The sequence below is a fragment of the Nitrosomonas sp. sh817 genome (genome assembly GCF_030908545.1).
Lineage (GTDB): Bacteria > Pseudomonadota > Gammaproteobacteria > Burkholderiales > Nitrosomonadaceae > Nitrosomonas.
The window spans coordinates 2,490,667-2,517,449 of the sequence record NZ_CP133083.1 but is presented as its reverse complement, the minus strand read 5'-3'; the positions used below and the strand labels follow the sequence as shown (position 1 = coordinate 2,517,449).

Here is a 26,783-nt window from a genome sequence, read left to right as displayed (position 1 = left end):
ATCATTACCCCGCTTCTTTTCTCGTTGCTACACCCACGCTCTCGGCACCCGCCAAGCGCGCTTGATCCACGACTTCCACCAGCCGTCCCGCCGGCACCCCTTCATCGGTGACAACCAGCACGATCTTGTTGGAAGAAGTACTCAATAAATCCCGCAATTTGCTTTGTATTAACCACAACCGCACCGCCTCGCCGTCGACATAGGTATCGCCGTTGCGATCAATGAACAACCGGATCGCTTTACTCGACGCCGCCACTGCGCTATTCGCTTTGGGCCGCTCCAGATCCAGTTTCATGTCTTTGACGAAAGTCGTTGTCACCATAAAGAAGATCAACAAGATAAAAACGATGTCGATCAACGGCGCCATATCGATGGTTGTCTCGGCTTCGGCCGGTTCGTTATTACGCATCATGAATGACTCCCGCTAGAAGGTTGAAGATGACTTTGATGGCACAGCAAATCCTTGACTTGCGACAGATCCAATTCGATTTGCTGCTGTTTGCGCCTGAGAATGCTATGTGCCAGCAAACCCGGAATCGCCACCGTCAATCCCATTTGCGTGGTGAACAGCGCTTGTGAAATGCCGCCGGCGATACCGCCGGATTGCGAATGCAGGGTCATGGTCGCCAGCGAGTCGAAGGTTTCGATCATGCCGATCACCGTACCCAGCAATCCCAGCAATGGCGCAATGAGAATCACGACGCGCACCAGCACGGCAAACTTTCCGATTTCCCGTTCATATTCGTAAAAAGCCGCATCCAAGTGACGGCGCAAATTCTTGACGCCTTTTTTTTGCAACCGCACGCCTTGCTTGATCGCGCGCGCAACGATATTGACCGCGGGCCGGTCATAATCTTGCTGATAGTATTGCAGCAGATCGCGCACGCCCATGCGTTTCGGTTCTTTCATCACCCAGAACCGGTAGCCGAGGCCGTACCACAGCAATAGCGTGCACAGCACCAGCGGCGGCATCACGATACCGCCCGCTGCGAACATTTCCTTGACGATCAATAAATGTTCAGCCGCGTCCATATCAGGCATTGCCTAGCGCAAGTGAAGTTCCACCGGTGCTGATTTCATCGGATTCCTCAACATCGACACCGCCACCCAGGAAAATGTTAATAATCCGCAGCGCCGAATGTTCCATATCGCGTTTGATATTCTTGGCCCACGCGGTTAACAAGGAACCCAGCAACAGCGTCGGAATGGCGACGGTCAAACCGAGCTGGGTGGTAACCAGCGCAATCGAGATGCCGTCCGACAACAACTTCGGATCGCCGGTGCCGAATTCGGTAATCATGTCGAAAGTCTCGATCATGCCGGTGACCGTGCCGAGCAAACCCAACAGCGGCGCCACCGATGCGATCACCAGAATCGCCGGGCCAAACCGGTCGAGCGGCCCTGATTCCTGCAGAATCGCTTCATAGACAATGCCTTCCATGTGATCGCGATCGTCTTTCAGATGACGCAAGGTATAGTGCAGCACCCGGCCGATTGCAGAGGTATTGCTTTCGCAGTGCTTCTTGGCCGTTTCGAGATCTCCGGCAGTCAATTGCTGAATGATCTGATCGGTCAATTGCGCGTTATCGGCGCTATTGGTCCGCAACAATTGGGCGCGGATCATTACCAATATCCCTACAAATCCGCCCAGTATCACGATTACCCAACCAATCGGACCGCCCGAATCGATGATACTCAGCAGCGTTTTCTCCGGCGCTTCGTCAATCGAGGTTGAACGCGATTCGAATAAATACAACTGCAGCACCGCCGGTTGTTCATTTTTGCTCAACGCAGCAGCGCTCTCCGCGCCTGCGTTTTTCCATACCTTGAAATCACCGCCGCCTGCCGGTACCAAGCTGCCGCCGCCTTCCGCGCTGATACCGAAAGCTGCGATATTGCCGAGGTGAATCAACGATCCTTCGGCTTGCTTACCGTTCGTAAGGAAAAAATGACCCGGTTTGGTTTGAATGCTGCCAAGCTTCTGCAGCAACGTTAATGCTTGCTTGAAAATAAAGTCGACTTTTTCCGGATCATCGCCCTTAGCATCCTTCATCGCCTGGGGCATTTCAATGCCATGATTCTTGAGTGTCAGCTCCGCCTGCAAATAAGTTGTTTCGAGTGCGTCATGACGCTCCGATACCGCAGCTTCGCTGCGTTCGGATTCGGCTAACTGCGCATTAAGCTGATCTATTCTTGACGAGCGCTCAACGGATGTCCGTTCCAGCGCAATGATTTTAGCGTTCAGCGCTTGTTCTTCCCGTTGCGTGCTGGCCTGGTAATTTCTTAAACGCTCGTTGAGTTCGCGCTTCTGCGCTTCCAGAAAGGCATATTCCCGTTTGTAAGCGGTCTCCAAGCTAACCGCTTGCTGCTTCGCTTCCGGTTGCTTTTTGGCGGGCGCTGTTGCGGATTTTCCTTCCGGAGCCGATACCGTGACGTTCTCGCCGGCGGCCGCATCCTTGGGTTGCTGGGCAAAGCTGGAACTGGCCCAGATCACCATCAACAACAGAAGATTAATTAAAATTTTTTTCATTTACTTAATGGATTAGGTAATTCGAAATAACCCTGGCGGATTTGTTTTTTGAGTGAATCGAACAGATTGCGGATGCGTTCGCGATCGGCGCTATCGCTCACGGTTTCAAAAATCCAGCCACCGTCCTGGGATCGTTTCGCCATCCCGCTCTGGTTATCCTTGGTTTGGAAAAACATAAACACCGTGCCGATCTTGGCAATGTCAACCAGCACCTTCTCGCCGTTCAGCAAAATCGTTTGCTGGTAAATCCCATTTTCCTTGCTCAGCCTGATTTCATCTTCGATTAGCGACCAGGTTTGATTAACCGCTTTACTTGGATCAATTTGCTGATTCGCCAGGTTATTTTCCAGATCATGGATGGCTTTAATGCGATCGTCGACCTTGAACGGAAAGCTGCCTTGAATATGGCGTTTGTACTCTGCCAACGCGGTCAGTAAGACCGGTTTCAAATGTTCGCCGGATTGCTCGGCTTGTTGAGTGGTTACACCGAGTTTGTCGATCGACTGTTGCAGTTTCTCGATACTCAATTTCTGGCGGCGTTCTTCGACGCTCAAGTCCGCCAACTGCGAATTGAGCGTGGACATTTTGCTGCTGTATTTTTCTTTTTCTATATCGAGTTGCGACTGCAACGCTTCCACTTCACCACGGATTTTAGCCAGTGATTTTGCAAGATTTTCAATATTGCTTGCCAAAACTGGCGATGCAAAACCAAGCAGCATCCAACTGCCTAACACCACGATTTTTTTTGATAACTGAATCTGCATACAACCCCTCTTATGTTGGCGTGAATACTACAAGCCGAATATTTCACTTTCATGACATTTCGATGTCATTTAACAAAGAAGGGATGGATTCATAAACCGCCTGCATACCGAGACCTTTGCACGGTGTCATGAGCGGTACGAGAATAAGGCAAAAATTTGCGAACAAGCGGAGTTTACAACGGGGTAAATGAGCATTTTTCGCGAATTTTTAACGCAATTATCGTGCCGCGTAGTAACCGTGCAAAGGTCTCATACCGTTGGAATTGCAATTCTAAAAATAGTATTGACAGCAATACGTAATTCATTGAATTTCAAATGAGAAACTAAAATTAATGAACGTTAATTGAGATTGCAACATTGCTAGCTGTTGCCGAATGTTGTGTTTAACCGGCGGCGGCCGGCGGTTATTATGAGCGATGCTGCTGGTGGGTTTAGGCTTGCTTGGATTCCGCGCGGCTAAGTTTCAATCCCTCGAATCGGTTGGCGTCAGAGGTTTCTCTGATAGTTTCTGGCTCCACTCTCATTCTATTCAGCCAGCTACGAAAAGACGATTCATAAAAATTTATGCAGCAGAATGATAGTTACATCAGGTAGCCGTTCAGGATAGCGGTAAGCGTGAGCAGTTTGGATGTTATTATTGCGTGGGTTAATGTATCCAATTCGCATGGGAAGTAATAACGATGAATACGAAAAAAATGATTGATGAGATTACAGCGCTTCCGGTGGAAGAGCGCGTGATGATTGTCGATTCACTATTGCGTAGCCTCAATCAGCCCGAATCCGAGATTGACAAGAAATGGATCACAACTGCTCACCAGCGCTTGATGGAAATGCGTTCCGGAGCTGCCGGTGCAGCAATTCCAGGTAACGAAGGGTGGATTCAAAATTGAAGTGCAACTTTTGTAAGGAAGTTTAGGAAGCAAGCTGCGGTAGTATCGGAGCTTCTTAAACGACCAAGTAGAAGGAGCACAGATGAAGCACTACAAGCAGCTCACCAGCGAGCAACGATACCAGATTTCCGGCTTGAAGAAGGCGGGTTTGAACCAATCGCGAATAGCGGATGCAGTGGGCGTGAGCAAGTCGACGATTTCGCGGGAATTCAGGCGGAACAAGGGTCGGCGTGACTGGTATCCCAAGCAGGCGCAGGAATTACGGAACGAGCGCCGAAAACAATGCGCCAACGCCCAGCGTTTATCAATGTCGGACTGGACGGAAGTTGAGCGATTGGTTCGGCTGGACATGAGTCCGGAGCAAGCGGCCCGTCGACTTGCTTTGGAAAGTGTGTTGCAGATCAGTCACGAGACGATCTACTTGCACATATATGCAGACAAGCGTCGAGGTGGCGACCTGTGGCGGCATTTGCGTTGCCAGAAGCCCCGCAGGAAGCGTTATGCGAGCGGTCAAGAGCGCCGGGGCACGATCAAGAACCGGATCGGCATTGATGAGCGTCCGGGGATCGTGGATCAGAAGAACCGCATAGGCGACTGGGAGGGCGACACCGTAATCGGCAAGAACCATCAAGGCGCATTGGTTACGCTGGCCGAGAGGAAGTCGCGCTACATTCTGGCAGCCCAAGTGCCCGGCAAACATGCATCGGGCGTAACGGCGGCGGTAACGCGATTGCTGCGCCCCCATAAACGCAAGTGCCACACCATGACATTCGACAACGGGAAAGAATTTGCGGAGCATGAAACCATTGCTGCGAAACTCAATGTGGATATCTACTTCGCTCATCCTTATCATTCATGGGAGCGCGGCTTGAACGAGAACAGCAATGGTCTGCTGCGGCAGTATTTCCCCAAGGGAATGGAATTGATTAAGGTGACCCAGGAACAAGTACAATGGGCGGTGGATAGACTCAACCATCGACCGCGCAAGGTGCTTGGATTCAGAACCCCGTTTGAGGTGTTCTTCGGAAAGACGGTGCGCTATACCAAGCCACCGCTAGGCGTTGCACTTCGAAGTTGAATCCGCGTCCCAATATTACGAGTTTGCCTCTTCCTATGAAATGCTTATCTTAAAACGTCAACAGACCCTAGCTGATTGCCATTAAAATACGCGACTGCTTTTATCCGTGAAAGATCGGCTACATATTCAAGGCCTTCTGAAATTTTACTTAGCATTTCCAGACAGGCTTTATCTTTGAAGACCAAGTAACCACCCTCCAGCAACAATTTGTAATGGCCATTCCCCAAGTCTTGTTCGATTAAAAATCTGCTTTGCGCCGGAACACTGGAAGCTGCCGATTCATCCGTACATTCAAATCCGTCATATACGATCGACAAGGCATAAGCATTGCTAAGGCTTAAAGAAAACAGTAACCAAAAAAATTTTTTCATGATCGCTTCCTGTTTGAAATCCGATTGGTTTTAAGGATTCGTTGATTATATAGTGTTGGCAGTTTTTGAACACTGAACTGCAAAAATCATGCGCGCAATCAAGTCATCATAGATTCATTAGAATTTAACCGGCTAATCATATCGTTGAAACATCCTCTGGCTAACATCCCGGACGGATATGTTGGTGATATCCGCTCAAAAGTTTTAAATCAATCAACAACGATGGATAGGAGAAGGCTATGAAACAGCATCAGGTAATGCAAATTGGTGCGCTGATGATGGGATCGATCGCGATCACTGTTTCGTTAACAACACCCGGTTGGGCTGCAAGTAGCGATGGCACCTTGATCGGTAACAATCAAAATCGGAACATGAACGTTTAGCTGGGTGGGAGTTGTGGCTTTATTTTCTGGTCAATGCTATGGATAGCGCCAATCTGCTTGTAACCAGTGCTAGTGGCTATTTGAAATGAAAGTAATAGCTTGTAAGAATTTTTTTCAGGAATTTTTATCGAAGAGATTTCTATTATCTCTGGGCAGCCCGGGTTTTTAAAACCAGTCAATCCGCCGTCCAACGGCGGCAATGAAGACGATTCAAAACGATTGCGCCAGAAGTTCAGCAATTCCGGTTAGGTGTACCGAAAAACGGCTTTTCCTTTGCGAAGATTAATCCAGGCTTAGGATATCGCCTGGATCATAAAAGCGCAGCTTCGTTCTCAAACAGGAGTTTGATTTTTTCGTTCTTATCAATGTCGACGATTACTTTTCCACCATTGACAAGCCGTCCGAATAGCAATTCGTCGGCCAGCGCGCTGCGGATTGTATCTTGAATCAGCCGCTCCATCGGGCGGGCGCCCATTAATGGATCGAAACCATGTTTTCCAAGATAACTGCGAAGTTTCTCGGTGAATGTCGCTTCTACTTTTCTCTCATGTAGCTGCGACTCGAGTTGGATCAGGAATTTATCGGTTATACGAAGGATGATTTCTTCATTGAGCGGTGCGAAAGAGATAATTGCATCCAGCCGATTACGAAACTCGGGGGTGAATAATTTCTTAATATCCGCGAGTTCGTCTCCGGTTGATTTGCTTTTGGTAAACCCGATAGCGGATTTGGTGAGAGATTCCGCGCCGGCATTCGTGGTCATGATGATAATGACATTACGAAAATCGGCTTTTCGTCCATTATTATCAGTGAGGGTTCCGTAATCCATGACTTGCAGTAGGATGTTAAAAATATCCACATGTGCTTTTTCAATCTCATCCAGCAATAATACTGAATAGGGATGCTTGATCACGGTTTCGGTCAACAACCCGCCTTGATCGTAGCCAACGTAACCCGGAGGGGCGCCAATCAGACGGGAAACGGCATGCCGTTCCATGTATTCAGACATGTCAAAGCGATGTAAGTGAATTCCAAGCGCATAGGCTAATTGCTTTGCCACTTCGGTTTTTCCAACTCCTGTTGGTCCGGAAAACAGGAAGGAACCAACCGGTTTCTGTGGATTTCCAAGTCCGCTTCTTGCCATTTTTATAGCGGCTGTCAATGCATCGATAGCGCCATCTTGACCGAAGACAATCGTCTTCATATCGCGTCCCAAATTTTTTAATCGATTACGATCATTGGTGGATATATTTTGCGGCGGAATTCGTGCGATTTTGGCCACAATATTTTCGATTTCGTTCTTGCCTATCACCTTGCGTTTTCTGGATTTAGGTAATAACCGCTGTGCTGCCCCTGCTTCGTCAAGCACATCGATCGCCTTATCAGGCAGGTGTCTGTCATTAATGAATCGAGCCGAAAGTTCGGCAGCGGAAACTAGAGCGCTAGCGGTGTATTTGACTTTGTGATGCTGTTCGTATCGCGATTTTAAACCGCGTAATATGGCAACGGTATCATCCACGCTGGGTTCGCTAACTTCTATTTGCTGGAATCGCCTTGATAAGGCGTGGTCTTTTTCAAAGATCCCACGGTATTCATTGTAAGTGGTGGCACCAATGCAGCGTAATTGTCCGGAACTTAAAACAGGTTTGAGTAAATTGGACGCGTCTAACACCCCGCCGGAAGCCGCGCCTGCACCAATTAAGGTATGAATCTCGTCAATAAACAGGATGGCGGAAGGATTATCGGTGAGCTGCTTCAATAATGTTTTCAAGCGTTGCTCAAAATCACCGCGATATTTTGTGCCTGCTAATAAAGCGCCCATATCGAGTGCATAGATTTGATGTTTCAGCAGCAGATCGGGTACATCACCTTCGACGATGCGCTTAGCCAGACCTTCCGCAATTGCGGTTTTACCGACACCGGCTTCACCGACCAGCAACGGGTTGTTTTTCCGGCGCCGGCATAATGTTTGAATAACGCGTTCGATTTCTTTTTCGCGCCCGACCAGCGGATCAATTTTATTGAGTAAAGCTAGGTGATTAAGATTGATCGTGTAGTTCTCGGGCAATCCATTGGTGCTGGATTCATTGTCAGTATCGGTTTCATTGCCTGATTTGGCATCGGTTTCGTGTGAGACTTTGCGAATATTATGAGAGATATAATTAACGACATCTAAACGTGTAACACCTCTTTGATGGAGGAAATAAACCGCGTGGGAATCCTTTTCACCAAAAATCGAAACTAAAACATTAGCGCCCGTAACCTCTTTTTTTCCGGAAGATTGAACGTGAAGAATCGCTCGCTGAATTACGCGTTGAAATCCGAGGGTCGGTTGCGTATCAACTTCTTCTGTTCCATTAATTACGGGAGTATGTCGTGTGATATGGTCTAAAAGGGCTGACCGTAAATCTTCAATATCAACCAGGCATGCATTTAACACTTCTGCTGCGCTGGCATTGTCGAGCATTGCCAGTAACAGATGCTCAACCGTTATAAATTCATATCGTTTCTGCCTTGATTCCACAAAAGCCATATGCAAACTGACTTCCAAGTCTGGAGCGATCATCTTAATTTTCCTCCATTACACACCTGAGCGGATGCTGATTTCTTCTCGCATAATCAGTAACCTGTTTTACTTTTGTGTTTGCGATATCACTTGGGTATATTCCGCATATACCCATTCCTTCAATATGCACTTTTAACATTATTCGTGTAGCCTGCTCATGATTCATGGAAAAAAACATTTTAAGCACTTCTATCACAAACTCCATAGGTGTGAAATCGTCATTTAATAATAATATTTTATAGAGAGGAGGGGGGTTTTGTTTTGCCTTCTCGTGTACATGGGAAATGACTTCTAAATGATTGTCAGACATTACGACTTACCAGCTTTTGAGAAACATTGAAGTACCGAAATTAATCCGCATTTTGACATCTTTGACGATTACGACAAATTTTTCAAGTATCTTAAGACAATTACATATTCGTTTACCATAAAAATTTTGTAACCGCTTGACTTTAACGCTGGATTTGCGTAAAACTGCACTTGGCGTTTGATTTCGGGTTTTTTGAGATGTTATTTTTGTTCCTCAGGATTCAAGAGATTCAAATAGTGTTAGGGTTTCCGGCCCAGTTTTTATATAGGAAGTAGAAATGGCAACAGGTACAGTTAAATGGTTCAACGATTCCAAAGGTTTTGGTTTTATTACTCCAGATGATGGCAGCGAAGATTTGTTTGCTCACTTTTCGGCAATCAATATGTCTGGATTCAAAACTTTGAAAGAAGGTCAGAAAGTAAGCTTTGATGTCACCCAAGGACCGAAAGGAAAGCAGGCCTCTAATATCCAATCCACTTAACTACTATAAATTCTGGCATGAGAACCCCTATCAGTACCTGTATTGATAGAGTTTAGTTAGATAGCCGGTAAGTCAATAACAATAACAGTAATCCAACCATTTATTATTTTTTCAACCCCCTTTCTGAGAATAAATCGTTAGGGGTTTCGTTTTTATTCTAATTTTGCGATTTCACTTTTGAGAGCAGAATTAGAAGAATCTAATCGGCTGTATTAGTTTATAAACTTAAGTTTGCAATTATCGCGTTACCAAACGCAGAGCACGAAATTTCTTTAGAGTTAGTCATCTGGCGTGCGAAGTCGTAGGTAACGGTTCCTTGTTGTATCGTTTTTTCCATTCCCTTGATGATCATGTCAGCGGCTTCTATCCAGCCCATGTGACGCAGCATCATTTCCGCCGAGAGTATGATGGAACCAGGGTTCACTTGATCTTTGCCTGCGTATTTCGGGGCGGTTCCGTGCGTTGCTTCAAAGATAGCTATGGAGTCACTCAGATTGGCGCCCGGTGCAATTCCAATTCCACCAACCTGTGCAGCAAGCGCATCGGAAATATAGTCGCCGTTTAAATTTAAGGTGGCGATCACATCATACTCTTCAGGGCGTAATAAGATTTGCTGCAAGAAGGCATCCGCAATGACATCTTTTATAATAATGTGATTACCGTTTTGTAATGGCAGTTTCATCCAGGGGCCGCCATCCAGTAACTCAGCGCCAAATTCCTTGGCGGCTAATGCATACCCCCACTTTTTAAACGCCCCTTCGGTGAACTTCATGATATTACCTTTATGTACCAGCGTTACCGACCTGCGATTATTGGCGATTGCATACTGAATGGCTCTGCGCACCAGGCGCTCCGTGCCTTCTTTTGAAACCGGTTTAATACCGATACCGGAGGTTTGCGGGAAACGAATACTTGTTACTCCCATTTCTTTAATCAGAAAATCAATAACTTTTTCCGCATTCTCTGTCTCAGCTTCCCATTCGATACCGGCATAGATGTCTTCAGAGTTCTCCCGGAAAATGACCATATCCGTTTTTTCCGGGCTTTTAACCGGGCTCGGCACCCCATTAAAATAACGGACAGGCCGCAAACAGATATACAAATCCAGCAGTTGGCGCAGAGCAACATTAATCGAACGGATGCCGCCACCTACCGGTGTTGTTAGAGGTCCTTTAATTGAGATTACGAACTCCTTGGCGGCTTGCAATGTTTCATCCGGAAGCCATACATCTTGACCATAGATTTTGGTTGATTTTTCACCCGCATAGATTTCCATCCAAGCGATTTTCCGCTGACCGCCATAAGCTTTCTCAACCGCTGCATCGACAACTTTCTTCATTACCGGGGTGATATCAATGCCGATACCGTCACCTTCGATAAAAGGAATGATGGGATTATCGGGAACGGTTAATGAATAATCGTTATTGACCTGAATTTTTTTTCCTTCTGCAGGTATTTTTATATGTTGATACATGGTCTCTCCAAATATTGGAAGCGAGTCGAAATGAGTTAATTTTTCCGGGAAAGAAGAATGTTTTGCAAAAATCTTTAAATCATTACGCGGAAATTAATTGGTTTCATACTTAACTTTGCTTCGATTTTTTGATTATTATACGTGTAATCACAATATCGCGTAAGATAAGAAAGGATGCTCCGCTGCGGTTGGTGATCGAAGACAAACCATTGGTTGTTAAGAATACAATTAGTTCTGTTGTTGCTGTTAGCAGTTGCACTATTTTCATAATAGGTGATTCTTGGAAGGTTTTCCGTTACACATCTTGCTGATTGTATTGATGTTATTGCTTATTCTGTCAGGCTTCTTTTCTTTATCTGAAACTAGCATGATGGCGATTAACCGCTATCGTCTGAAGCATTTAGCCAAGCAAGGTCATCGCGGCGCCCGGTTAACGATAAAACTGCTCAATAAAACGGATCGGTTATTGGGTGTCATTTTACTCGGCAATAATCTGCTGAACACCGCTTCTGCAACGCTGGTGGCCGTCATTGTCGCCACGCTGTTTGCGCATGATGAGTTCGCGTTGTTGATGGGTACGGTGGCTGTGACTTTCGCAATTTTAGTTTTCAGCGAAATCACGCCGAAGGTAATCGCGGCCGCGTATCCTGAGCGGATCGCGTTAACCGCCAGCTACATACTGACGCCATTATTGATTATTTGTTATCCCGTGGTGTGGTTTGTGAACTTGTTTGTCAGCGCCTTGCTGCTGCTGTTCGGATTAAAGCCTCAGAAAGGGGAGCTCGAACAGAAAATCAGTAGCGAGGAGCTTAAGACATTGGTTCTGGAAGGCGGTCATTTCATTCAGCATAAACATCAGAGCATGCTGCTGAATCTGTTCGATCTTGACACCATCACGGTTGACGATGTGATTGTGCCGCGCAGTCAAATTGAAGCCATCGATCTAAACGCGGATGACGAGATCATTCATGCGCAGTTGCTGACATGCCATCATACCCGCTTGCCGGTATATCGTGATCGCATGGACAATATCGTCGGTATCGTCCATGTCCGTAAAGTTTTAAATCAAATGCAAGACGGCAAAGTCACGGCGGCAGTTCTGGAAAAAGTCATGCGCAAACCTTACTTCATTCCGTCGGGAACCTCCCTGTTCTCGCAGTTACAGCTTTTTCAGGAAAATCAAAAAAGGGTTGGATTGGTGGTCGATGAATATGGCGAATGGATGGGGCTGGTCACCCTGGAAGATATCATCGAGGAAATCATCGGTGAATTCACCACGCATGCGCCTACGCAGGCCAACTCCTTTATAAAGCAAGACGATGGCAGCATGATCGTGGAAGGCAGCACCTTGCTGCGTGAGTTGAATCGCAAGCTCGGTTACCAATTTCCATTGGACGGGCCAAAAACGCTGAACGGTTTAATCCTGGAGTATCTGGAAGATATTCCGGAAGCCGGTATCGGTCTTAATATCGCCGGTTATCCGCTGGAAATCATTCAAACCAAGAATCGTGTGGTAAAAACTGTTAAAATCTTTCCGGTTTCTGCATCCATGGCATCGGAAACAAAAGCTACTGAGTAAACCGGTTAATCGATTGCGTGATGCACCTCATATTTTTCATGATGATCACAAGTTGGACGGGAAAAATAAAAGCGGTTATCCTGTCGCCCGGTAAACGATAGTAACCGTCTGTTCACCAAAGCGCCCATAGCTCAGCTGGATAGAGTACCGCCCTCCGAAGGCGGGGGTCGCACGTTCGAATCGTGTTGGGCGCGCCAAAAAATTTAAAGTCTTCTAACAACACACATTGCGATGTTTACCGGAATCATTCAAGCAGTCGGGGAAGTAACAAGCGTATGTTCCATAGATACACAGTGTAATACCGGGCTAACGCTCGGCATCTCGGCTGGAACGCTTGATTTAAGCGATGTCAAGCAAGGTGATAGTATCGCGGTGAACGGTGTCTGCCTGACGGTGACGGCATTATCCGCCGGCGCGTTTACCGTCGATGTTTCTCAAGAAACGTTAAATTGCACGCAAGGGCTTGATCAAGCCGGTTCTCGGGTTAATCTGGAAAAGGCGCTGCGCCTGTCAGACAGGCTGGGCGGGCATTTGGTCAGCGGCCATGTTGACGCGACCGGAATCGTGGTTAAATGCGTGCCGGCGGGCGAAAGTTATGAACTGATTGTGCGGGCGCCGGAAACATTGATGCGTTACATTACGCCTAAAGGCTCCATCACGGTAAACGGAGTCAGCCTGACCGTGAATAAAATTGAAGGGCACGAATTTTCCGTGAATCTCATACCGCATACGTTAGCCATGACCAATTTAAAAGAATTGAAACTGGAAGCGCGGGTTAACCTGGAAACCGACATGCTGGCTCGTTATGTGGCAAGATTACTAAACATTCAAGGAAACGCGGATTAATTCGCCGGGCAAGATGAGATGCGAGGCGGATGGAGCGCAAGAAATTAGACATATCATGAAGATAGGTCATTTTCTGCGCGCCTCCAACGCAGCAAATCGCTCGCGTGCGTATTTAATCAGTGTTTCCTTAGCTTAATTGGGACAAGAACGCATGAGTATCAGCGCTATTCAGGACATTATCGCCGATTTGAAGCAGGGCAAGATGGTTATCCTGGTCGATGAGGAAGATCGGGAAAATGAAGGAGATCTGGTGCTAGCCGCCGATTTCGTCACGCCGGAAGCGATTAATTTCATGGCGACGCATGGGCGCGGCTTGATTTGTTTAACCTTGACCGAGGAGCGATGCCAGCAATTGGATCTGCCGCTCATGGTGTCGGCCAATCGCTCGCCGCTGGGCACCAATTTCACCCTTTCGATTGAAGCTGCCAGCGGTGTTACCACGGGGATTTCGGCGGCGGATCGCGCGCGTACCGTTCAAGCCGCCGTCAAAGCGGATGCAAAACCGCAAGACATCGTGCAGCCCGGGCATATTTTTCCGTTAATGGCGCAGAAAGGCGGGGTATTGGTGCGTGCCGGACATACCGAAGCCGGTTGCGATCTGGCGAGATTGGCCGGATTAACCGCGGCCTCGGTAATTTGCGAGATTTTGAAGGAAGACGGCAGCATGGCACGGTTGCCCGACTTGATCGAATTCGCTAAAAAACATCAGCTTAAAATCGGCGCCATTGCCGATCTGATTGAATATCGCAGCCAAACGGAAAGTCTTGTGACCCGTGTTGCCGAACGCGTGATCCAGACAATGCACGGCGAATTTTTATTGACCGCTTTTCGCGATGAAATCGCCAATAGCATTCACCTGGCCTTGGTCAAAGGCGTAATAGACCCGGCCGCCGAAACACTGGTGCGGGTGCATGAGCCTTTATCGGTCATTGATTTATTGGATGTTCATGACAATACCCATTCCTGGAGCATCCACGATGCCATGAAACTGATCGCGGGAGCGGAGCGCGGCGTTATCGTCTTATTACACCGCAAGGAAAGCGCTGCAAAACTGCTGGAGCGCATTCAGAAAAAAGAGGCGCAAGGCCACAGTCCGATTAAAACCGATCTGCGCGACCACGGTATCGGCGCGCAGATCCTGAAAGATCTCAATGTTGGTAAAATGCGGTTGATGGCTGCACCGAGAAAGATGCCGAGTGTCACCGGGTTCGGCTTGGAAGTGACCAGCTATGTCGACATGCAGCAAAAATATTGATCCGTGAGTGCGGATTGAGCATCAATATCAGCAATTAAGCGCAAGAATTATAGGAGGTAAATATGGCCTACTTTGACAATATCCTTGAATTTGAACCGAACCTGGATGGATCGGATATACGCATCGGCATTGTCATGAGCCGGTTTAACATTGACGTTGGAGAAGGCTTGCTAAGCGCTTGCACCGCGGAGTTGAAAAAGAATCAAGTGCAGGACTCGAATATTTTGATTGTTACCGTTCCCGGCGCATTGGAGATTCCGTTGGCAATGAAGAGAATGGCGATGTCGGATCAATTCGATGCGCTGATCGCCTTAGGCGCCGTGGTACGCGGCGATACCTACCATTTTGAAGTGGTTGCCAATGAATCGGCACGCGGTCTGTTGATGGTGCAGCTCGAAACCGAAATACCCATCGCCAATGGCATTTTAACCACGGATAACGACGACCAGGCGATTGCGCGGATGAGCACTAAAGGGATGGAAGCCGCGCAGGTTGCCCTGGAGATGGCGAATTTGCATTTCAAGATAGATGAGATCGGTATATGAGCGGCATGTTGACTGAGACCGACCCGGCCGCCGGCGGCAAAACGGAAAAATACAAAAGCCGCCGCCGTATTGCGCGCGAATTTATATTGCAAGGCATTTATCAATGGCGGGTGGCCGGTGGCAGCGCCAGCTTTATCGAGCAGCAACTGCGCGAATCCGAAGAATTCAAGCATGTCGATGAAAAGCATTTCACTCAGGTGTTGCACGGCGTCATAGAGCGGGCTGAAGAATTGGAAGAAGCGATACAGCCCTGCCTGGACCGTTCCATGAAGGAACTCAGCCCCGTCGAGTTTGCCATCTTGTTCTTGAGCACTTATGAACTCAAGCATCACCCGGAAATTCCCTACCGCGCCATCATCAACGAAGCAATCGAACTGGCCAGGACATTCGGCGGCAGTGAAGGGCACAAATATGTCAATGGCGTGCTGGATAAATTGGCCGTCCGGCTCCGCGAAGTTGAAGTCCGGGAGCAAAAAACGGTAAGGAAGCATCCATAGCGGTATCGCATCGTGTGCTCGGAATTCGATCTCATCCAGCGCTATTTCAAGAAATCGTATACGAACGCCATCCTTGGCATCGGCGACGATGCCGCGCTGATCGCCGTGACGCCCGGTCACGAGCTGGCGCTATCAACCGATACGCTGGTGAGCGGACGGCATTTTTTCGCCGATGCCGATCCTTATCAATTGGGTTACAAATCGCTGGCGGTTAATCTATCCGATATGGCGGCAATGGGCGCCAAGCCCCGCTGGATAATGCTGGCGCTGACGCTGCCGGAAGCACTGGCCAAACACTCCGGTTGGCTGGCGGAATTCAGCAAAGGTTTTTTTGAGTTGGCTGACAGGCATCAAGTGCAGCTAATCGGCGGCGATACCACCGCCGGGCCATTGGCTATTTGCGTGCAAATCACTGGCGAAGTAGCGGCAGGACAAGGGCTGCGCCGTAGTGGCGCCAGGCCCGGTGATGATATCTGGGTATCGGGCCGGCTCGGTAGCGCCGCGCTGGCGCTCAAGCATGAAACACAGCAAATAATCTTGGATCCGGACGAACGCGCGCACTGTTTGCCTGCATTGTTAATGCCCGTTGCCCGGGTGGAATTGGGCCAGCGTCTGACCGGTCTGGCGCACAGCGCCATTGACGTTTCCGACGGCTTGCTGGCTGATTTGGGACATATACTCGAAAGCTCGGAACAAGCCGCTTGCATTCATCTTGAAGATATTCCATGCGCAGCGGAATTGAAAAAACGAATGCCGCAACCGGCCGCGTTGCAATGTTTGCTGGCTGGCGGCGACGATTACGAGTTATGCTTTACCGCACCTAAAATACATCGTGAGCCGATCGACCGGCTGGCTGCTGAGTTGATACTGCCGCTGACCCGCATCGGCGAAATCGTTGCCGGTGAAGGTTTGATCGTCAAAGATGCGCTAGGAAACCGGATAACAATGGAAATTAACGGCTATGACCACTTTCGCGCCTGAAACCCAAGACACGGACGGAACACAACCCGTGCCATTCAAACCCAATCTGGAACTGGTCTACAGTCATCCAGCGTACATCATTGCATTTTCCGGCGGCGCCGGTCTCGCTCCGGTAGCGCCGGGCACATTTGGCACGCTGGTTGCATTTCCGCTGTTTTGGTTGTGTAACCTTTACTTAACCCCGTTGGTTTTCCTGCTGTTGATCGATCTGATGTTCATCGCCGGGATCTGGGCCTGCGGCCTTAGCGGCAAAGCACTCGGTGAACCCGATCACGGCGGCATGGTGTGGGATGAAACTGTGGCGTTCCTGCTGGTGCTGTTCTTCATTCCGGATGAATGGACCTGGCAATTGGCGGCGTTTGTGTTGTTCCGCTTCTTCGACATCGCCAAACCGCAACCGATCCGTTACTTCGACAGCCATTTGAAAGGCGGATTCGGCGTGATGTTTGACGATCTGCTAGCCGCTTTCTTTACGCTGCTATGCTTGGCGGGATGGAAGGCATGGGTGTTGTCGGGCGTGTTTTTCTAGGAAAAAGCTGATTAATTGTTTGCAAAAGCAACTTGCTGCGTTCAAATCAGGTTGAAAATGCTCACTTCACTGTAAACTGCTTACTGCCTGATCTCTCTTGTCTGGCTGTCGCTACTTTTTTCAAAGCTTTCCTAGAAAAATTATATTGTCTATGCGGGCGATTCTTGGCGCGTAACAACAACACCCGAGTTAAGTTTATGCACTATAGATTTATGTATTCTATTCAACGAATCGAAAAATACTTTCTTGACGCATATTATAATTAGAAACAAACTGGTAAGGGATAATGTGACCATGATGACAGTAAAAATAGTGAGTTCTTCTTCAAAGATGAAGCCTAAATAGATCCAATAAAGAGCGATAATCGTAATAAGAATCATTGATACAAAATCTGGTAGTTTGAGTTTGAATAACTCTATATCGGTACTGATGCTTTTTGATAATTCTTCCTCTGTGGATTTATCAGGGTACAATTTTCCCGTACGTAATTTTTTAAAATTTTCCCAATGAGCAGAGACAAAAATTATTATCGATAACACAATTAATAACATATTTAAGAAGATCAAGTAAGTTGGATTACCCAGAAAAGGAATAAGGAAGTTAGTCGATTCATTCCATTTCTCAATAGACACAGATGCCAAACATATAAATGGAGCAGAAATAAGGGTTAGTGAAGTAATAAATAAGAAACCTATCAATGATTTGTCTGCAGAATCCGAGAACGATCCTTCTAACCGATGTCTTAGTTCTTCATTTCCTATATAAAGCTTTCGATGCTTACCGAAAACTCTATAATAAACACTCCCTTCCATTAATTCCATTAAATGAATAGGGTATTTTCCTTCAAACTTAAAGTAAGTCAGTGAATCGCGGGCTTGACGTAAACAATTTAGTTGTCTTAAAAAGAGATTTGCTTGTGCTTTATATGCTGCAATGTATTTAATGGAAATCATATTCGCCATTCCAATAAACATAGAAATAGCCACCAATGCTATCCAATAATAATCAATCTCTGGTGCATAGCCACTTGTGTTTTTAACTTTATCTAGAGACGAAGCAATTGCTAAAAAACCACCAATTAATCCTGGAAATAAAATCATTGATGCATTGATAGCAAAAAATTTCCGCTTCCTTGTTTCTTGTAAAGCATCTGAAACCAATACTGATTCCCATTTGAGACTTTCTTCATAGGATATCAGGTGATCCTTATTAATCTGAGACTCATCTATTAAACTCCGCTTATCTATCTGGGGGGGCCTATTACACTCTCTTTTCTCCTTCCATTTCCAATCGGTAAATTTTATTTTGACTGTATTTTGTGGTTCCAAACTCATTTTTATCTTGCTCCCAAGTTTAAGTATCGGTTTTAAATTTCGCTGGTTTCGTTGTGTATGGCTCTATTTCTATGTTTCTGTGCATGTTCGACAGTTGATTTTTACGTAGCCAGAATTTCAGCTTTTCTTATATTTTTTCTATTTCGGAATTCCACCATTCCCCAGGGCTTATACTTTATTTGTCAAGAAAAAAGCTAAGGAAACGCTGACTAATTCGGCGAACGAGATGAAGCACGAGGCGCACGGAACGCAGTAACCGCGACATATCAACAAGATAGGCGAGGATGCGAGTGCCGCGCAACGAAGTGATTCGCTCGTGCAGTCAATTAATCAGCGTTTCCCTAACTCCCTTATCTTTAAGCTCTTCAGTCAATTGATTAGCAAAAGTTTCAAGTTCTCGAGGATACGAGATAAAAATATGCACTTTCTACCTCGAGTTTTTAGTTTGTAAAGGAATGTGGATATTGCTGTTTTTGAGGATTGGATGCTACAGGATTGAGTAAAACAAATCTGTGATAAAAGTCACAAATTACCAATTTTATTGGTGGCTTAAAAAGCAATTAGTAAATAACAAACTACCGTAATTATCATCACTCCAATCAAATTCAAAGCCAACCCTTCTCGCACCATTTGCGCGATGGTGACGTGGCCGCTGCCGTAGATGATGGCATTTGGCGCGGTGGCGACAGGCAGCATGAAGGCGCAGCTTGCGCTCATGGCGGCGGGCACCATCAACAGGCTGGGGTCGAGACCGGCGCCGAGTGCGGCGGAGGCGAGGATCGGCATCAGCAGGATGGTGGTGGCGGTGTTGCTGGTGGTTTCGGTCAGGAAGGTGACGATCAGTGCGATGGTGGCGATCATGATCAGCGGGTGCAGGTTCGCCAGCATCGTCAAATGACCGGCGATGGCGTTGGATAGGCCGGATTCGACAAATGCTTGGGCGATGGCGATACCGGCTGCGAACAGGATCAGAATGCCCCAGGGCACGCGTTCGGCGGTTTGCCAATCGATCAATTTGCCGCCGCGTCCGTTCGGCACCAGAAATAGAATCACCACGGCGATGAGCACGACAATCGCATCGTTCGCGCCTTTCAGGCCGAGCCACGTGCTCCAGCCGCCGAACGGTTCCAGGCGGGTGACCCAGGCCAGCGCGGTCAGGCCGAATACGATCAACATGCGGCGTTCTTCGGGACGCCAATCGCCCGCGGGCGGGATCGTCAATACGCCGCGGTAATCGAGCTTGCGGGTTAGCCATAATCCGGCAACCGGCAGGAAAATCAGCACCACCGGCAGGCCCCAGCTCATCCATTGCGAGAAACTCACCGCGTTGCCGGTGAAACTTTCGTACTGCTGCATGAACACCAAGTTCGGCGGCGTGCCGATCGGTGTGCCAAGGCCGCCAATGCTACTGCCATAGGCGGTGGCCAGCAGTAGCGGCACTGCCAGTTTTTTGTCCGGGCTTTGCGCGATTACCGCCAGCGCAATCGGCAGCATCATCAGCACCGTCGCGGTATTTGAAATCCACATGCTCAACGCCGCTGTCGCCGCCATAAAACCGAGCACGATGCGGCGGCTGCTATGCCCGCCGATGACATTGACCATCCCCAGCGCAATGCGCCGGTGCGCGCCGGAACGTTCCATTGCCGCCGACAGCATGAAGCCGCCGAGCATCAGCAAGATCAATTCACTACCGTAAGCCGCAGCAATCTTATCCTGCGGCAAAACACCGGCCAGCGGAAAAACCGCCAGCGGAATAATCGACGTCGCCGGAATCGGAATCGGCTCAAAAATCCACCACACCACGCACAAGATCGCCACCGCCCCGGTCCAGCAAGCCGATGGCTCCCAGCCGGATAGATTCATCCAGAAATACAGCGCGCCTGCCAGCAACGGCCCGGCGATCAAAGCCCATTCGCGATTGGAGGTCATGGTCATAAGTTCTGTGTGAAAAGGAAAAAATTACGAAAACCCAGGTGCTTACGGGTTCGCATCATGCCGCAGCCGCATGGGAGCGTCAATGAATGCTCTGTAACTTTTGGCTGATTCAGAACCTTTAGAGATGCTCTTTATTCAGCCTCAGTCAATCCGGCTATCAAAGTTTCAGGCGCGATGTCCTGTTCGTGCGGCCATGTGACCGCGCCGAAGACGATACCGACTTGATTAAAGTAATGCACATCGCGCAATTCGCGAAAAACACCGTGATCGAGATATGGTTTCATATCGAAAATCCCCTTGCGGCCGTCCGCTACTTCCACGTAAATCCGATAATCCGGCAAGGGTTTGACTGTTTTTACATCCCAGTACATAGCGTCATCACCTCATAATGGATCGATTTTGTAGGGCATTTCACCGCTCACCGCCAATTCCCAATCCGCCAGCAATTCATCGCGATGAAGTTCAATCCACGCTTGCACCAATCGCAATTGTTTACGTGGCAATTCTCCCGAAATGATTTCACCGTCACCGATACTGATGGAAGCTTCAAACCTTACGGGGTGGCATCATGCCGTAGCAGAGAGAAGGCATAAATTGTTTTTCATGCGATAGAAAAGCCAATTACAAGACGCAGGCAATCGATATAATCATTTTATGTAAATTTTCTAATCTTAGCTATTTTATGATTACAAAGCGTTTTTTGGTTGCTCTTTCATTTCCCGGGGAACATCGAAATTATGTTCATCAGGTGGCTAACGCATTGGCAGAAAAACTGGGGCAAGATAAAGTTTTCTATGATCAATGGTATACGGCTGAATTGGCGCAACCAGATATGGATGTATTACTACAGTCGTTTTATCATGATCATTCAGAGCTTATTGTGCCATTCCTATGTGCTGATTATGAACGCAAAGAGTGGTGTGGACTGGAATGGCGGGCGATCCGGGATTTGATAAAGCGGAGGCAAAGTAAAGATATTATGCCGATGCGCTTTGATAATACGGAAATTCCGGGCATTTTTTCTATTGACGGTTATGTCGATCTAAATGGTCTTGCACCACAACGTACCGCAGAATTGATCCTTGAGCGGTTAGGATTGAATCAAGTTGCTATATCAAAACCGGCGATCAAAATTTATTCCAATTATCTGCCCACTGTTGAAGGCGAATTCTTCGGGCGTGATGTCGAACTGAAACTGCTCGACCAAGCATGGGCAGGAAACGTTACGGATATTATCCAGTTCATCGCGCCGGGCGGGACGGGAAAAACCAAGCTGCTGCGGCATTGGCTGGATCGTACCAAGGATATCGACGCGCTAATCGCCTGGTCGTTTTATTCGCAAGGATCGAGCGAAGATAAGCAAGTTTCCGCGTCACCGTTTTTCAGTCATGTATTTGACAAGCTCGGTTCAACCCGCTCTTTTTCTTCGTTTGCCACCGAGGAAGAAAAGGGAGAACACTTGGCTGATTTGCTGCGGCAGCAGCGTGGCGTGCTGGTGCTGGATGGATTGGAACCGTTGCAGCATGCAGGCAAGGGCATGCGCGGCGAACTCAAGGATCGGGCAATCCGGCAGTTGCTGCGAAGCTTGGCCGGGCAAAATAACGGTCTGTGCATCATCACCACACGTATTGCCGTGCATGAATTGAGTGATCGTACGCATGCCATCACTCACGACTTACAAAATCTGACCTCTGCCGATGGAGTGCAATTACTGAAGTCGTTGAAAGTACAAGGTAGTGATGCAGAACTGGAAAAAGCGGTCAAGGAGTATGGGTGCCATGCGCTTGCGCTTCACTTGCTCGGCAATGCGCTACATACCTATCTGGATGACGATGTGCGCAAGCGTGACACATTGGCTGAATTGATCGGCGATTCTGATGATTTGGAACGCCATGCGTTCAAAGTAATGCAGGCTTATAGTTATTGGCTGGATGGTACACCCGAGCTCAAGCTGCTGCAGTTGCTGGGATTATTCGATCACCCGATTGAAACTGAAGTGCTACAAGTGCTGTGGCAAGCACAAATTCCAGATTTGACGGCAAACATCGACGAAAAATCCTGGAAGGTCGCCATTCGTGACCTGCGGGAAAAACACCGCTTGCTATCCATGCACGAAAATCGAACCGATCTGCTCGACTGTCATCCGCTGATTCGCGAATATTTCGGAAAGCAACTACGGGAAAAACAGCCCGATGCTTGGCGGCAGGCGAACACCCGATTGTGCGAATATTACAAAGCATTACCGGAAAAGGAGCTTCCCGATACATTGGAGGAAATGCAACCGTTGTTTCATGCAGTGGCGCATGGTTGTGCGGCGGGGTTACATCAGCAAGTATTAGAAGACGTATATTGGCCGCGAATTAAACGAAAAGGAGACCACTATCTAACAAAAAAACTAAGCGCATTTAGTGATGATCTCGCTGTAGTTGCTCATTTTTTTGTAACGCCATGGAGTAAAGTAGTTGATAGTCTAGATGATATTGGCACATTTGGAGTATTAGGATGGACTGGCGCTAATTTACATGCTTTGGCGCGGTTACGCGAATCATTAGAATCAACTTGCATGGCTCATGATTTGGCCTTTGAGAAACAAAAATGGGACGGGTGTGCAAAGAGTGCAATTACTATTAGCGAACAGCTGCTTGCCTTGGGTGAACTTAATAATGCTCTAGTTTTTAGTCAAAAAGGCATTGATTTCGCTAATCAATGTAATAATCCTGACAATCAGAAGTTATTTTTACAAGTTGTGGCACATGCGCAGCATGCACGTGTATTACACCTAAGAGGAGCGTCATTTCAGGCAGTGGATTTTTTTAATCGTGCAATGCAATTTCAACAAAAAAGACAACCTATTGATCCGGCCATTAAATAGTTTTAAGCGGCATATTTTACATATGGATCTTGGAAGTAAGAAGCAACACGCTCTGGATTGTTCTCCAGCATCGTCATGTGATCGTTGGCAGCGTTACGCAATTTTTCCTTGGTACGCGTCGGCACTTTAGAACCGATAGCCTGTTTCAAATCTGAATTTAATCGCTCTTCTGGATTTAATTCCGGACTGTAGCTGGGCAAATAAAAGCATTCGATTTTTTCCTTATTTTCTTCCAGCCAAGCCTTTACTGGTTTGCTGTGGTGTACTCTCAAATTATCCAGGATCAAGAACACTTTTTTCTCCGTATCTTTGATCAGAAGCTCAAAAAACTCAATGAGCCGATCCGAATTGAAATTGCCATCGATAATCTGCCACCGTGCACAACCTTTGTTTGTCACTGTGGCAATCATTGACAGTCGTTGTCGTGTACCAGGCGCATAGGCTACCGGCGTTTTTCCCTTGGGTGCAAAACCACGTCCTCGCACATCCGTGTTGACTAGTGCTGTTTCATCACCCCAGTGAATTTCACCGCCTTCAGTTCGAGCGCGTCTGGCTATCTCCGGGTATTGCTCATTGAGCCATTGCTTTACCGCTTCCGGGCGTTGTTCGTAAGCACGCCGGATCGGCTTCTGCGGGGTAAACCCCCATCGTTTAAGGTAGTGCCCCACCGTACGTATCGGCATGGATAGGCCACATTCCTGCTGGATTAACTGACTCACCGCGCCACGATTCCACAACGCAAAATCCATCTTCAGTTGCTCAGGACGCTTATCGCAAATAAGCCGTTGCAATCTCAACTCCTGCTCTTCGCTGAGGCTGCGCTTGTCACCCACGCTTCGTCCCCGTCTACCAGGTTTTAGTCCAGCTGCGCCAGCTGTTTCATAAAGTCGAATAATCTTCTTCACAGCCGTGTCGCTCAGTTCCGTTATTTGCGCTATTTGCACAGAAGTGCTGCCTCGCTTGTAAAGACGAATCACTTGCCGCCGCCGTTCATGCAGCGCTTCATCCTTTAAGGTTCTTGCATCTATTTTCTCCATTCTTCTATGGGCATGCAATATCACTCAAAGTTCAAACTATTTATTGGCCGGGTCTATAATAAACCGCAATTGTATTCGCAGTCTGGTTTTTTTTATCGTGATTTGTTGTTGGAGCAAGGGAAAGTATCGAGAGCCTTAAGGCAAGCTGAGTATGCCTACAAAATTTCGCGACAAGCTGATGGTGGAATAGGAATGAGCATGCTTGATATTGCCCTCGATCAACTAACCCATGGATGGGCTTTTTATTGCAGAAATAATTTTACTGAAGCGGCTTTTTGGCTCGATCAAGCAATACAAAGCTTTTATGAATCGAGGCGACAAGACGACCTTCCTTTAGGGTTGCTTGCTCGTGCTGCTTTGTATCGTGATACCCAAAATCCCGATCACGATTTTAACCGTGCCCGTCAGGATTTGCAGGATGTGTATGATATTGCCGAACCGAGCGGTATGCGACTACATTTGATCGATTATCACCTGGAAATGGCCAAATTATTATTAGCGGAGAAAGAATTTGCTCCGCAATCTTTTTCCAGCGATACACGATTGATCCTTCAGAAGCATGTCGCGAGTGCAGTCAAATTGATCGAAGAAACTGGTTACAATCGGCGCTTGCCAGAGTTACAGAAACTGCATGACAAACTTGATACTTTAAGAACGTAATAGCCGATCAAGCCTTCGCAGTTAGTTGTGCAATCCTAGAAATAGTCGACATAAGCAATTCTCGCGGGAGAAAACTCACCAAGAATTCATACCTTGTTATTCGCAATAACACAATCAAGATTGATAAAATGATTTTGCGTAGCTATATGCCTAGCTTTATTAATTGCGCTCAAAATGGCGCCGGGGTCTGCATTGATGTTAAAAAATATTTATATTATAGATACTTAAGTAAATGTGAGTGACGGTGGTTACAGCCCATAGGTGTTTGATTCACCCGCAATGATTGGGTCTAAAGGTAACAAGCGGCGTGCGTAATCGCAGAAAATACTTTGTAGATAAGGCAAAATATGCTATTTATTAGGAATTATGTAATAAAGCTTTCGTTTTAGAATGCATGGCATGAAGGATTGATACGGACAATTTTTATGCGTGTAGCGCGTTTGATGGCATCGAACGAGAGCAGTCAATAAAAAAGTGGAAAAAATAATAAGCCCATCGTCATATCCGGAATTGCAAGCTTGACTTGCAAAAGCTGGCTCAGCGTGAGTCACAGGGTTTCCATTTTTAGATCAATATTCAAGAGGTACTCATTCATGTTCTTTTCAAACCGCGCAATCAAAAAAGGACTTCTCGCCGCTGCAGTTTCATTGTTGTCCTTGTTCTTGTTGAATCCGGCGCAGGCGAATCCCCGCTATGCTTCCATTGTGATCGATGCCGAGAGCGGCGCCGTGCTGCACCAAGACAGTGCGGACGCGATCCGTTATCCGGCTTCTCTGACCAAGATGATGACGTTGTATATGCTGTTCGAAGCGATGGAGCGGGGCAAAATGACGATGGATACACCGATGAAAGTGTCGGCTTATGCCGCCGGTATGCCGCAGACCAATATCGGGTTGCGTGCCGGTGACAGTCTCAAAGTGCGCGATGCGATTCCCGCTTTGGTTGTGCGTTCGGCGAACGATGCCGCAGCTGTGGTTGCTGAAGCGTTGGGCAACAGCGAAGCCAATTTCGGCCGCATGATGACCGATAAGGCGCGTCAGCTCGGGATGCGCTCAACCACTTTCCGTAATGCCTCCGGTTTGCCGAACGGCGAGCAAAAAACCACGGCGCGGGATATGGCGACGCTGGCGACGCGGTTGATGAAGGATTTTCCCAAGCACTATCATTATTTCTCGACGCAATCGTTTAGCTATAAAGGCGTGACATACAACAGCCATAACCGCATGGTGCGCAATGTTCCCGGCGTCGATGGATTGAAAACCGGTTTTATCCGCGCGTCCGGCTTTAATGTCGCGACTTCGGCGAAACGCGGGAACCGCCGTGTCGTCGCGGTGGTCATGGGCGGCCATACGGCTGCGGCGCGCGATCAGCATATGGCGCAATTGATCGACCGCAGTTTGAATCCGGGCAGCCGCGCAAACCAAGTGGCCAGCCAGAAAACGCCAGCCCGCGTAACAACGGCGGCTGCGGCGAAAGTGAGCGCACCGGCTCCCGCGCCTGCACAAAAACCGCATCAGCAACAACCTAGAAAAGCGGATACGGTGGTAGCGGCTGCATCGCGGCACAATCCGCCGGTTCCGAACGCGCAGACACCGGTGTCACCGCCGCAATCGCAAAAAGCTCAATCATCCGCCAAAGAGGGGTGGGCAGTACAAATCGGTTCCTATCATGAACCCGACCGCGCGCGCGCCAATGCGCAAGCGGCGGCTCGCTTGATACCCGGCGAAGTGGCGGTTACCGAAGTGGAAATCAGCAATCGCAAGCTGTACCGGGCGCGATTGGTGGGATTGCAGGAAAATCAGGCGCGTAACGCCTGCCAAAGCTTAACCCGGCAAGGCTTTGGATGCTTGGTGGTGCGCTCTTAGC

At 47.9% G+C, this 26,783-nt stretch carries 27 protein-coding genes and 1 tRNA gene; 15 read left to right on the top strand and 13 right to left on the bottom strand.

Annotation, left to right across the window (positions count from 1 at the left end):
* Nucleotides 1-4 precede the first annotated feature (4 nt).
* The 4 genes from RBH92_RS11905 to RBH92_RS11890 are packed head-to-tail and all read right to left on the bottom strand — an operon-like array spanning nucleotide 5 to nucleotide 3,294.
* On the bottom strand, nucleotides 5-412 hold the full coding sequence (locus RBH92_RS11905) for an ExbD/TolR family protein (protein WP_292924640.1): 408 nt from the start codon (nucleotides 410-412) through the stop codon (nucleotides 5-7).
* Complete coding sequence (locus RBH92_RS11900; protein WP_307932240.1) at nucleotides 409-1,041, bottom strand: MotA/TolQ/ExbB proton channel family protein; 633 nt, start codon at nucleotides 1,039-1,041, stop codon at nucleotides 409-411. The genes RBH92_RS11905 and RBH92_RS11900 overlap by 4 nt, the downstream gene beginning before the upstream one ends.
* Nucleotides 1,034-2,530, bottom strand: a complete 1,497-nt coding sequence (locus tag RBH92_RS11895) for a MotA/TolQ/ExbB proton channel family protein (RefSeq protein ID WP_307932239.1) — start codon at nucleotides 2,528-2,530, stop codon at nucleotides 1,034-1,036. The genes RBH92_RS11900 and RBH92_RS11895 overlap by 8 nt, the downstream gene beginning before the upstream one ends.
* Nucleotides 2,527-3,294, bottom strand: a complete 768-nt coding sequence (locus tag RBH92_RS11890; RefSeq protein WP_307932238.1) for a DUF3450 domain-containing protein — start codon at nucleotides 3,292-3,294, stop codon at nucleotides 2,527-2,529. Before RBH92_RS11890 ends, RBH92_RS11895 begins: the two co-directional genes overlap by 4 nt.
* Before the next feature lie 680 nt (nucleotides 3,295-3,974).
* Here RBH92_RS11890 and RBH92_RS11885 point away from each other — a divergent pair.
* Both RBH92_RS11885 and RBH92_RS11880 read left to right on the top strand, forming a co-directional pair.
* On the top strand, nucleotides 3,975-4,184 hold the full coding sequence (locus RBH92_RS11885; RefSeq protein WP_307932237.1) for an addiction module protein: 210 nt from the start codon (nucleotides 3,975-3,977) through the stop codon (nucleotides 4,182-4,184).
* Nucleotides 4,185-4,266: 82 nt separating this feature from the next.
* Entirely contained in the window at nucleotides 4,267-5,262 is a 996-nt protein-coding gene (locus RBH92_RS11880; protein ID WP_307931565.1) for an IS30 family transposase, read from the top strand.
* Between the two features lie 44 nt (nucleotides 5,263-5,306).
* Here the strand turns inward: RBH92_RS11880 and RBH92_RS11875 are convergent, their stop codons facing one another.
* A complete protein-coding gene (locus RBH92_RS11875; protein ID WP_307932236.1) occupies nucleotides 5,307-5,633 on the bottom strand; it encodes a hypothetical protein in 327 nt (108 codons plus the stop codon).
* 239 nt (nucleotides 5,634-5,872) lie between these two features.
* Here RBH92_RS11875 and RBH92_RS11870 point away from each other — a divergent pair, with 239 nt between their 5' ends.
* The gene (locus RBH92_RS11870; RefSeq protein ID WP_307932235.1) at nucleotides 5,873-6,016 is read left to right on the top strand and encodes a hypothetical protein; all 144 of its coding nucleotides are present in this window, start codon (nucleotides 5,873-5,875) and stop codon (nucleotides 6,014-6,016) included.
* Between the two features lie 310 nt (nucleotides 6,017-6,326).
* Here RBH92_RS11870 and clpA read toward each other — a convergent pair whose 3' ends face one another.
* Both clpA and clpS read right to left on the bottom strand, forming a co-directional pair.
* Nucleotides 6,327-8,582, bottom strand: a complete 2,256-nt coding sequence (gene clpA, locus RBH92_RS11865; RefSeq protein WP_307932234.1) for an ATP-dependent Clp protease ATP-binding subunit ClpA — start codon at nucleotides 8,580-8,582, stop codon at nucleotides 6,327-6,329.
* Nucleotide 8,583: 1 nt separating this feature from the next.
* Nucleotides 8,584-8,892 (bottom strand): ATP-dependent Clp protease adapter ClpS, encoded by a 309-nt coding sequence (gene clpS, locus RBH92_RS11860; RefSeq protein WP_307932233.1) that lies wholly within the window; start codon nucleotides 8,890-8,892, stop codon nucleotides 8,584-8,586.
* 277 nt (nucleotides 8,893-9,169) lie between these two features.
* Between clpS and RBH92_RS11855 the strand changes: the two genes are divergently transcribed.
* Nucleotides 9,170-9,373: a cold-shock protein gene (locus tag RBH92_RS11855; RefSeq protein ID WP_108698144.1), complete on the top strand. Its 204-nt coding sequence runs from the start codon at nucleotides 9,170-9,172 to the stop codon at nucleotides 9,371-9,373.
* A gap of 217 nt (nucleotides 9,374-9,590) precedes the next feature.
* Here the strand turns inward: RBH92_RS11855 and icd are convergent, their stop codons facing one another.
* Nucleotides 9,591-10,847 carry an NADP-dependent isocitrate dehydrogenase gene (gene icd / locus RBH92_RS11850; protein ID WP_307932232.1) on the bottom strand — a complete coding sequence of 419 codons (1,257 nt, stop codon included), beginning with the start codon at nucleotides 10,845-10,847 and terminating at the stop codon, nucleotides 9,591-9,593.
* 319 nt (nucleotides 10,848-11,166) lie between these two features.
* Here icd and RBH92_RS11845 point away from each other — a divergent pair, with 319 nt between their 5' ends.
* From RBH92_RS11845 to RBH92_RS11810, 8 genes are all read left to right on the top strand, one after another.
* On the top strand, nucleotides 11,167-12,426 hold the full coding sequence (locus RBH92_RS11845; protein WP_292924709.1) for an HlyC/CorC family transporter: 1,260 nt from the start codon (nucleotides 11,167-11,169) through the stop codon (nucleotides 12,424-12,426).
* Nucleotides 12,427-12,546: 120 nt separating this feature from the next.
* A tRNA-Arg gene (locus RBH92_RS11840) sits at nucleotides 12,547-12,623 on the top strand.
* A 34-nt stretch (nucleotides 12,624-12,657) separates the two neighbouring features.
* On the top strand, nucleotides 12,658-13,272 hold the full coding sequence (locus RBH92_RS11835; protein ID WP_307932231.1) for a riboflavin synthase: 615 nt from the start codon (nucleotides 12,658-12,660) through the stop codon (nucleotides 13,270-13,272).
* A gap of 151 nt (nucleotides 13,273-13,423) precedes the next feature.
* The gene (ribBA, locus tag RBH92_RS11830; protein ID WP_307932230.1) at nucleotides 13,424-14,527 is read left to right on the top strand and encodes a bifunctional 3,4-dihydroxy-2-butanone-4-phosphate synthase/GTP cyclohydrolase II; all 1,104 of its coding nucleotides are present in this window, start codon (nucleotides 13,424-13,426) and stop codon (nucleotides 14,525-14,527) included.
* A 62-nt stretch (nucleotides 14,528-14,589) separates the two neighbouring features.
* Entirely contained in the window at nucleotides 14,590-15,072 is a 483-nt protein-coding gene (gene ribH / locus RBH92_RS11825; RefSeq protein WP_307932229.1) for a 6,7-dimethyl-8-ribityllumazine synthase, read from the top strand.
* On the top strand, nucleotides 15,069-15,569 hold the full coding sequence (nusB, locus tag RBH92_RS11820) for a transcription antitermination factor NusB (RefSeq protein ID WP_374049937.1): 501 nt from the start codon (nucleotides 15,069-15,071) through the stop codon (nucleotides 15,567-15,569). Before ribH ends, nusB begins: the two co-directional genes overlap by 4 nt.
* Before the next feature lie 12 nt (nucleotides 15,570-15,581).
* Nucleotides 15,582-16,550 carry a thiamine-phosphate kinase gene (gene thiL, locus RBH92_RS11815; protein WP_307932228.1) on the top strand — a complete coding sequence of 323 codons (969 nt, stop codon included), beginning with the start codon at nucleotides 15,582-15,584 and terminating at the stop codon, nucleotides 16,548-16,550.
* The gene (locus RBH92_RS11810) at nucleotides 16,531-17,079 is read left to right on the top strand and encodes a phosphatidylglycerophosphatase A family protein (protein ID WP_307932227.1); all 549 of its coding nucleotides are present in this window, start codon (nucleotides 16,531-16,533) and stop codon (nucleotides 17,077-17,079) included. The genes thiL and RBH92_RS11810 overlap by 20 nt, the downstream gene beginning before the upstream one ends.
* A 149-nt stretch (nucleotides 17,080-17,228) precedes the next feature.
* Here RBH92_RS11810 and RBH92_RS11805 read toward each other — a convergent pair whose 3' ends face one another.
* The 4 genes from RBH92_RS11805 to RBH92_RS11790 form a co-directional block, all read right to left on the bottom strand.
* Nucleotides 17,229-18,413 (bottom strand): hypothetical protein, encoded by a 1,185-nt coding sequence (locus RBH92_RS11805; protein ID WP_307932226.1) that lies wholly within the window; start codon nucleotides 18,411-18,413, stop codon nucleotides 17,229-17,231.
* A gap of 549 nt (nucleotides 18,414-18,962) precedes the next feature.
* Entirely contained in the window at nucleotides 18,963-20,348 is a 1,386-nt protein-coding gene (locus tag RBH92_RS11800) for an SLC13 family permease (RefSeq protein WP_307932225.1), read from the bottom strand.
* Nucleotides 20,349-20,479: 131 nt separating this feature from the next.
* Entirely contained in the window at nucleotides 20,480-20,719 is a 240-nt protein-coding gene (locus tag RBH92_RS11795) for a DUF2442 domain-containing protein (protein ID WP_307932224.1), read from the bottom strand.
* Between the two features lie 12 nt (nucleotides 20,720-20,731).
* Complete coding sequence (locus RBH92_RS11790; RefSeq protein ID WP_307932223.1) at nucleotides 20,732-20,851, bottom strand: DUF4160 domain-containing protein; 120 nt, start codon at nucleotides 20,849-20,851, stop codon at nucleotides 20,732-20,734.
* A gap of 245 nt (nucleotides 20,852-21,096) precedes the next feature.
* On the opposite strand from RBH92_RS11790, the gene RBH92_RS11785 reads away from it, so the two are divergent.
* Nucleotides 21,097-23,220: a TIR domain-containing protein gene (locus RBH92_RS11785; protein WP_307932222.1), complete on the top strand. Its 2,124-nt coding sequence runs from the start codon at nucleotides 21,097-21,099 to the stop codon at nucleotides 23,218-23,220.
* A gap of 2 nt (nucleotides 23,221-23,222) precedes the next feature.
* On the opposite strand, the gene RBH92_RS11780 is transcribed toward RBH92_RS11785, so the two are convergent.
* Nucleotides 23,223-24,257 (bottom strand): IS630 family transposase, encoded by a 1,035-nt coding sequence (locus RBH92_RS11780; RefSeq protein WP_307931601.1) that lies wholly within the window; start codon nucleotides 24,255-24,257, stop codon nucleotides 23,223-23,225.
* Nucleotides 24,258-24,263: 6 nt separating this feature from the next.
* Here RBH92_RS11780 and RBH92_RS11775 point away from each other — a divergent pair, with 6 nt between their 5' ends.
* Nucleotides 24,264-24,917 (top strand): hypothetical protein, encoded by a 654-nt coding sequence (locus RBH92_RS11775; protein WP_307932221.1) that lies wholly within the window; start codon nucleotides 24,264-24,266, stop codon nucleotides 24,915-24,917.
* A gap of 593 nt (nucleotides 24,918-25,510) precedes the next feature.
* A complete protein-coding gene (locus RBH92_RS11770) occupies nucleotides 25,511-26,782 on the top strand; it encodes a D-alanyl-D-alanine carboxypeptidase family protein (RefSeq protein WP_307932220.1) in 1,272 nt (423 codons plus the stop codon).
* Nucleotide 26,783 lies beyond the last annotated feature (1 nt).

Coding starts and splice junctions, on each gene's coding strand:
- RBH92_RS11880 (WP_307931565.1), top strand. CDS start 4,267: ATGAAGCACTACAAGCAGCTCACCAGCGAGCAACGATACCAGATTTCC.
- clpS (WP_307932233.1), bottom strand. CDS start 8,892: ATGTCTGACAATCATTTAGAAGTCATTTCCCATGTACACGAGAAGGCA.
- RBH92_RS11855 (WP_108698144.1), top strand. CDS start 9,170: ATGGCAACAGGTACAGTTAAATGGTTCAACGATTCCAAAGGTTTTGGT.
- RBH92_RS11845 (WP_292924709.1), top strand. CDS start 11,167: ATGTTATTGCTTATTCTGTCAGGCTTCTTTTCTTTATCTGAAACTAGC.
- RBH92_RS11870 (WP_307932235.1), top strand. CDS start 5,873: ATGAAACAGCATCAGGTAATGCAAATTGGTGCGCTGATGATGGGATCG.
- RBH92_RS11810 (WP_307932227.1), top strand. CDS start 16,531: ATGACCACTTTCGCGCCTGAAACCCAAGACACGGACGGAACACAACCC.
- clpA (WP_307932234.1), bottom strand. CDS start 8,582: ATGATCGCTCCAGACTTGGAAGTCAGTTTGCATATGGCTTTTGTGGAA.
- RBH92_RS11875 (WP_307932236.1), bottom strand. CDS start 5,633: ATGAAAAAATTTTTTTGGTTACTGTTTTCTTTAAGCCTTAGCAATGCT.
- nusB (WP_374049937.1), top strand. CDS start 15,069: ATGAGCGGCATGTTGACTGAGACCGACCCGGCCGCCGGCGGCAAAACG.
- RBH92_RS11805 (WP_307932226.1), bottom strand. CDS start 18,413: ATGAGTTTGGAACCACAAAATACAGTCAAAATAAAATTTACCGATTGG.
- RBH92_RS11905 (WP_292924640.1), bottom strand. CDS start 412: ATGATGCGTAATAACGAACCGGCCGAAGCCGAGACAACCATCGATATG.
- icd (WP_307932232.1), bottom strand. CDS start 10,847: ATGTATCAACATATAAAAATACCTGCAGAAGGAAAAAAAATTCAGGTC.
- ribBA (WP_307932230.1), top strand. CDS start 13,424: ATGAGTATCAGCGCTATTCAGGACATTATCGCCGATTTGAAGCAGGGC.
- RBH92_RS11780 (WP_307931601.1), bottom strand. CDS start 24,257: ATGGAGAAAATAGATGCAAGAACCTTAAAGGATGAAGCGCTGCATGAA.
- RBH92_RS11800 (WP_307932225.1), bottom strand. CDS start 20,348: ATGACCATGACCTCCAATCGCGAATGGGCTTTGATCGCCGGGCCGTTG.
- RBH92_RS11895 (WP_307932239.1), bottom strand. CDS start 2,530: ATGAAAAAAATTTTAATTAATCTTCTGTTGTTGATGGTGATCTGGGCC.
- ribH (WP_307932229.1), top strand. CDS start 14,590: ATGGCCTACTTTGACAATATCCTTGAATTTGAACCGAACCTGGATGGA.
- RBH92_RS11900 (WP_307932240.1), bottom strand. CDS start 1,041: ATGCCTGATATGGACGCGGCTGAACATTTATTGATCGTCAAGGAAATG.
- RBH92_RS11835 (WP_307932231.1), top strand. CDS start 12,658: ATGTTTACCGGAATCATTCAAGCAGTCGGGGAAGTAACAAGCGTATGT.
- RBH92_RS11770 (WP_307932220.1), top strand. CDS start 25,511: ATGTTCTTTTCAAACCGCGCAATCAAAAAAGGACTTCTCGCCGCTGCA.
- RBH92_RS11890 (WP_307932238.1), bottom strand. CDS start 3,294: ATGCAGATTCAGTTATCAAAAAAAATCGTGGTGTTAGGCAGTTGGATG.
- RBH92_RS11885 (WP_307932237.1), top strand. CDS start 3,975: ATGAATACGAAAAAAATGATTGATGAGATTACAGCGCTTCCGGTGGAA.
- RBH92_RS11775 (WP_307932221.1), top strand. CDS start 24,264: ATGGGCATGCAATATCACTCAAAGTTCAAACTATTTATTGGCCGGGTC.
- RBH92_RS11795 (WP_307932224.1), bottom strand. CDS start 20,719: ATGTACTGGGATGTAAAAACAGTCAAACCCTTGCCGGATTATCGGATT.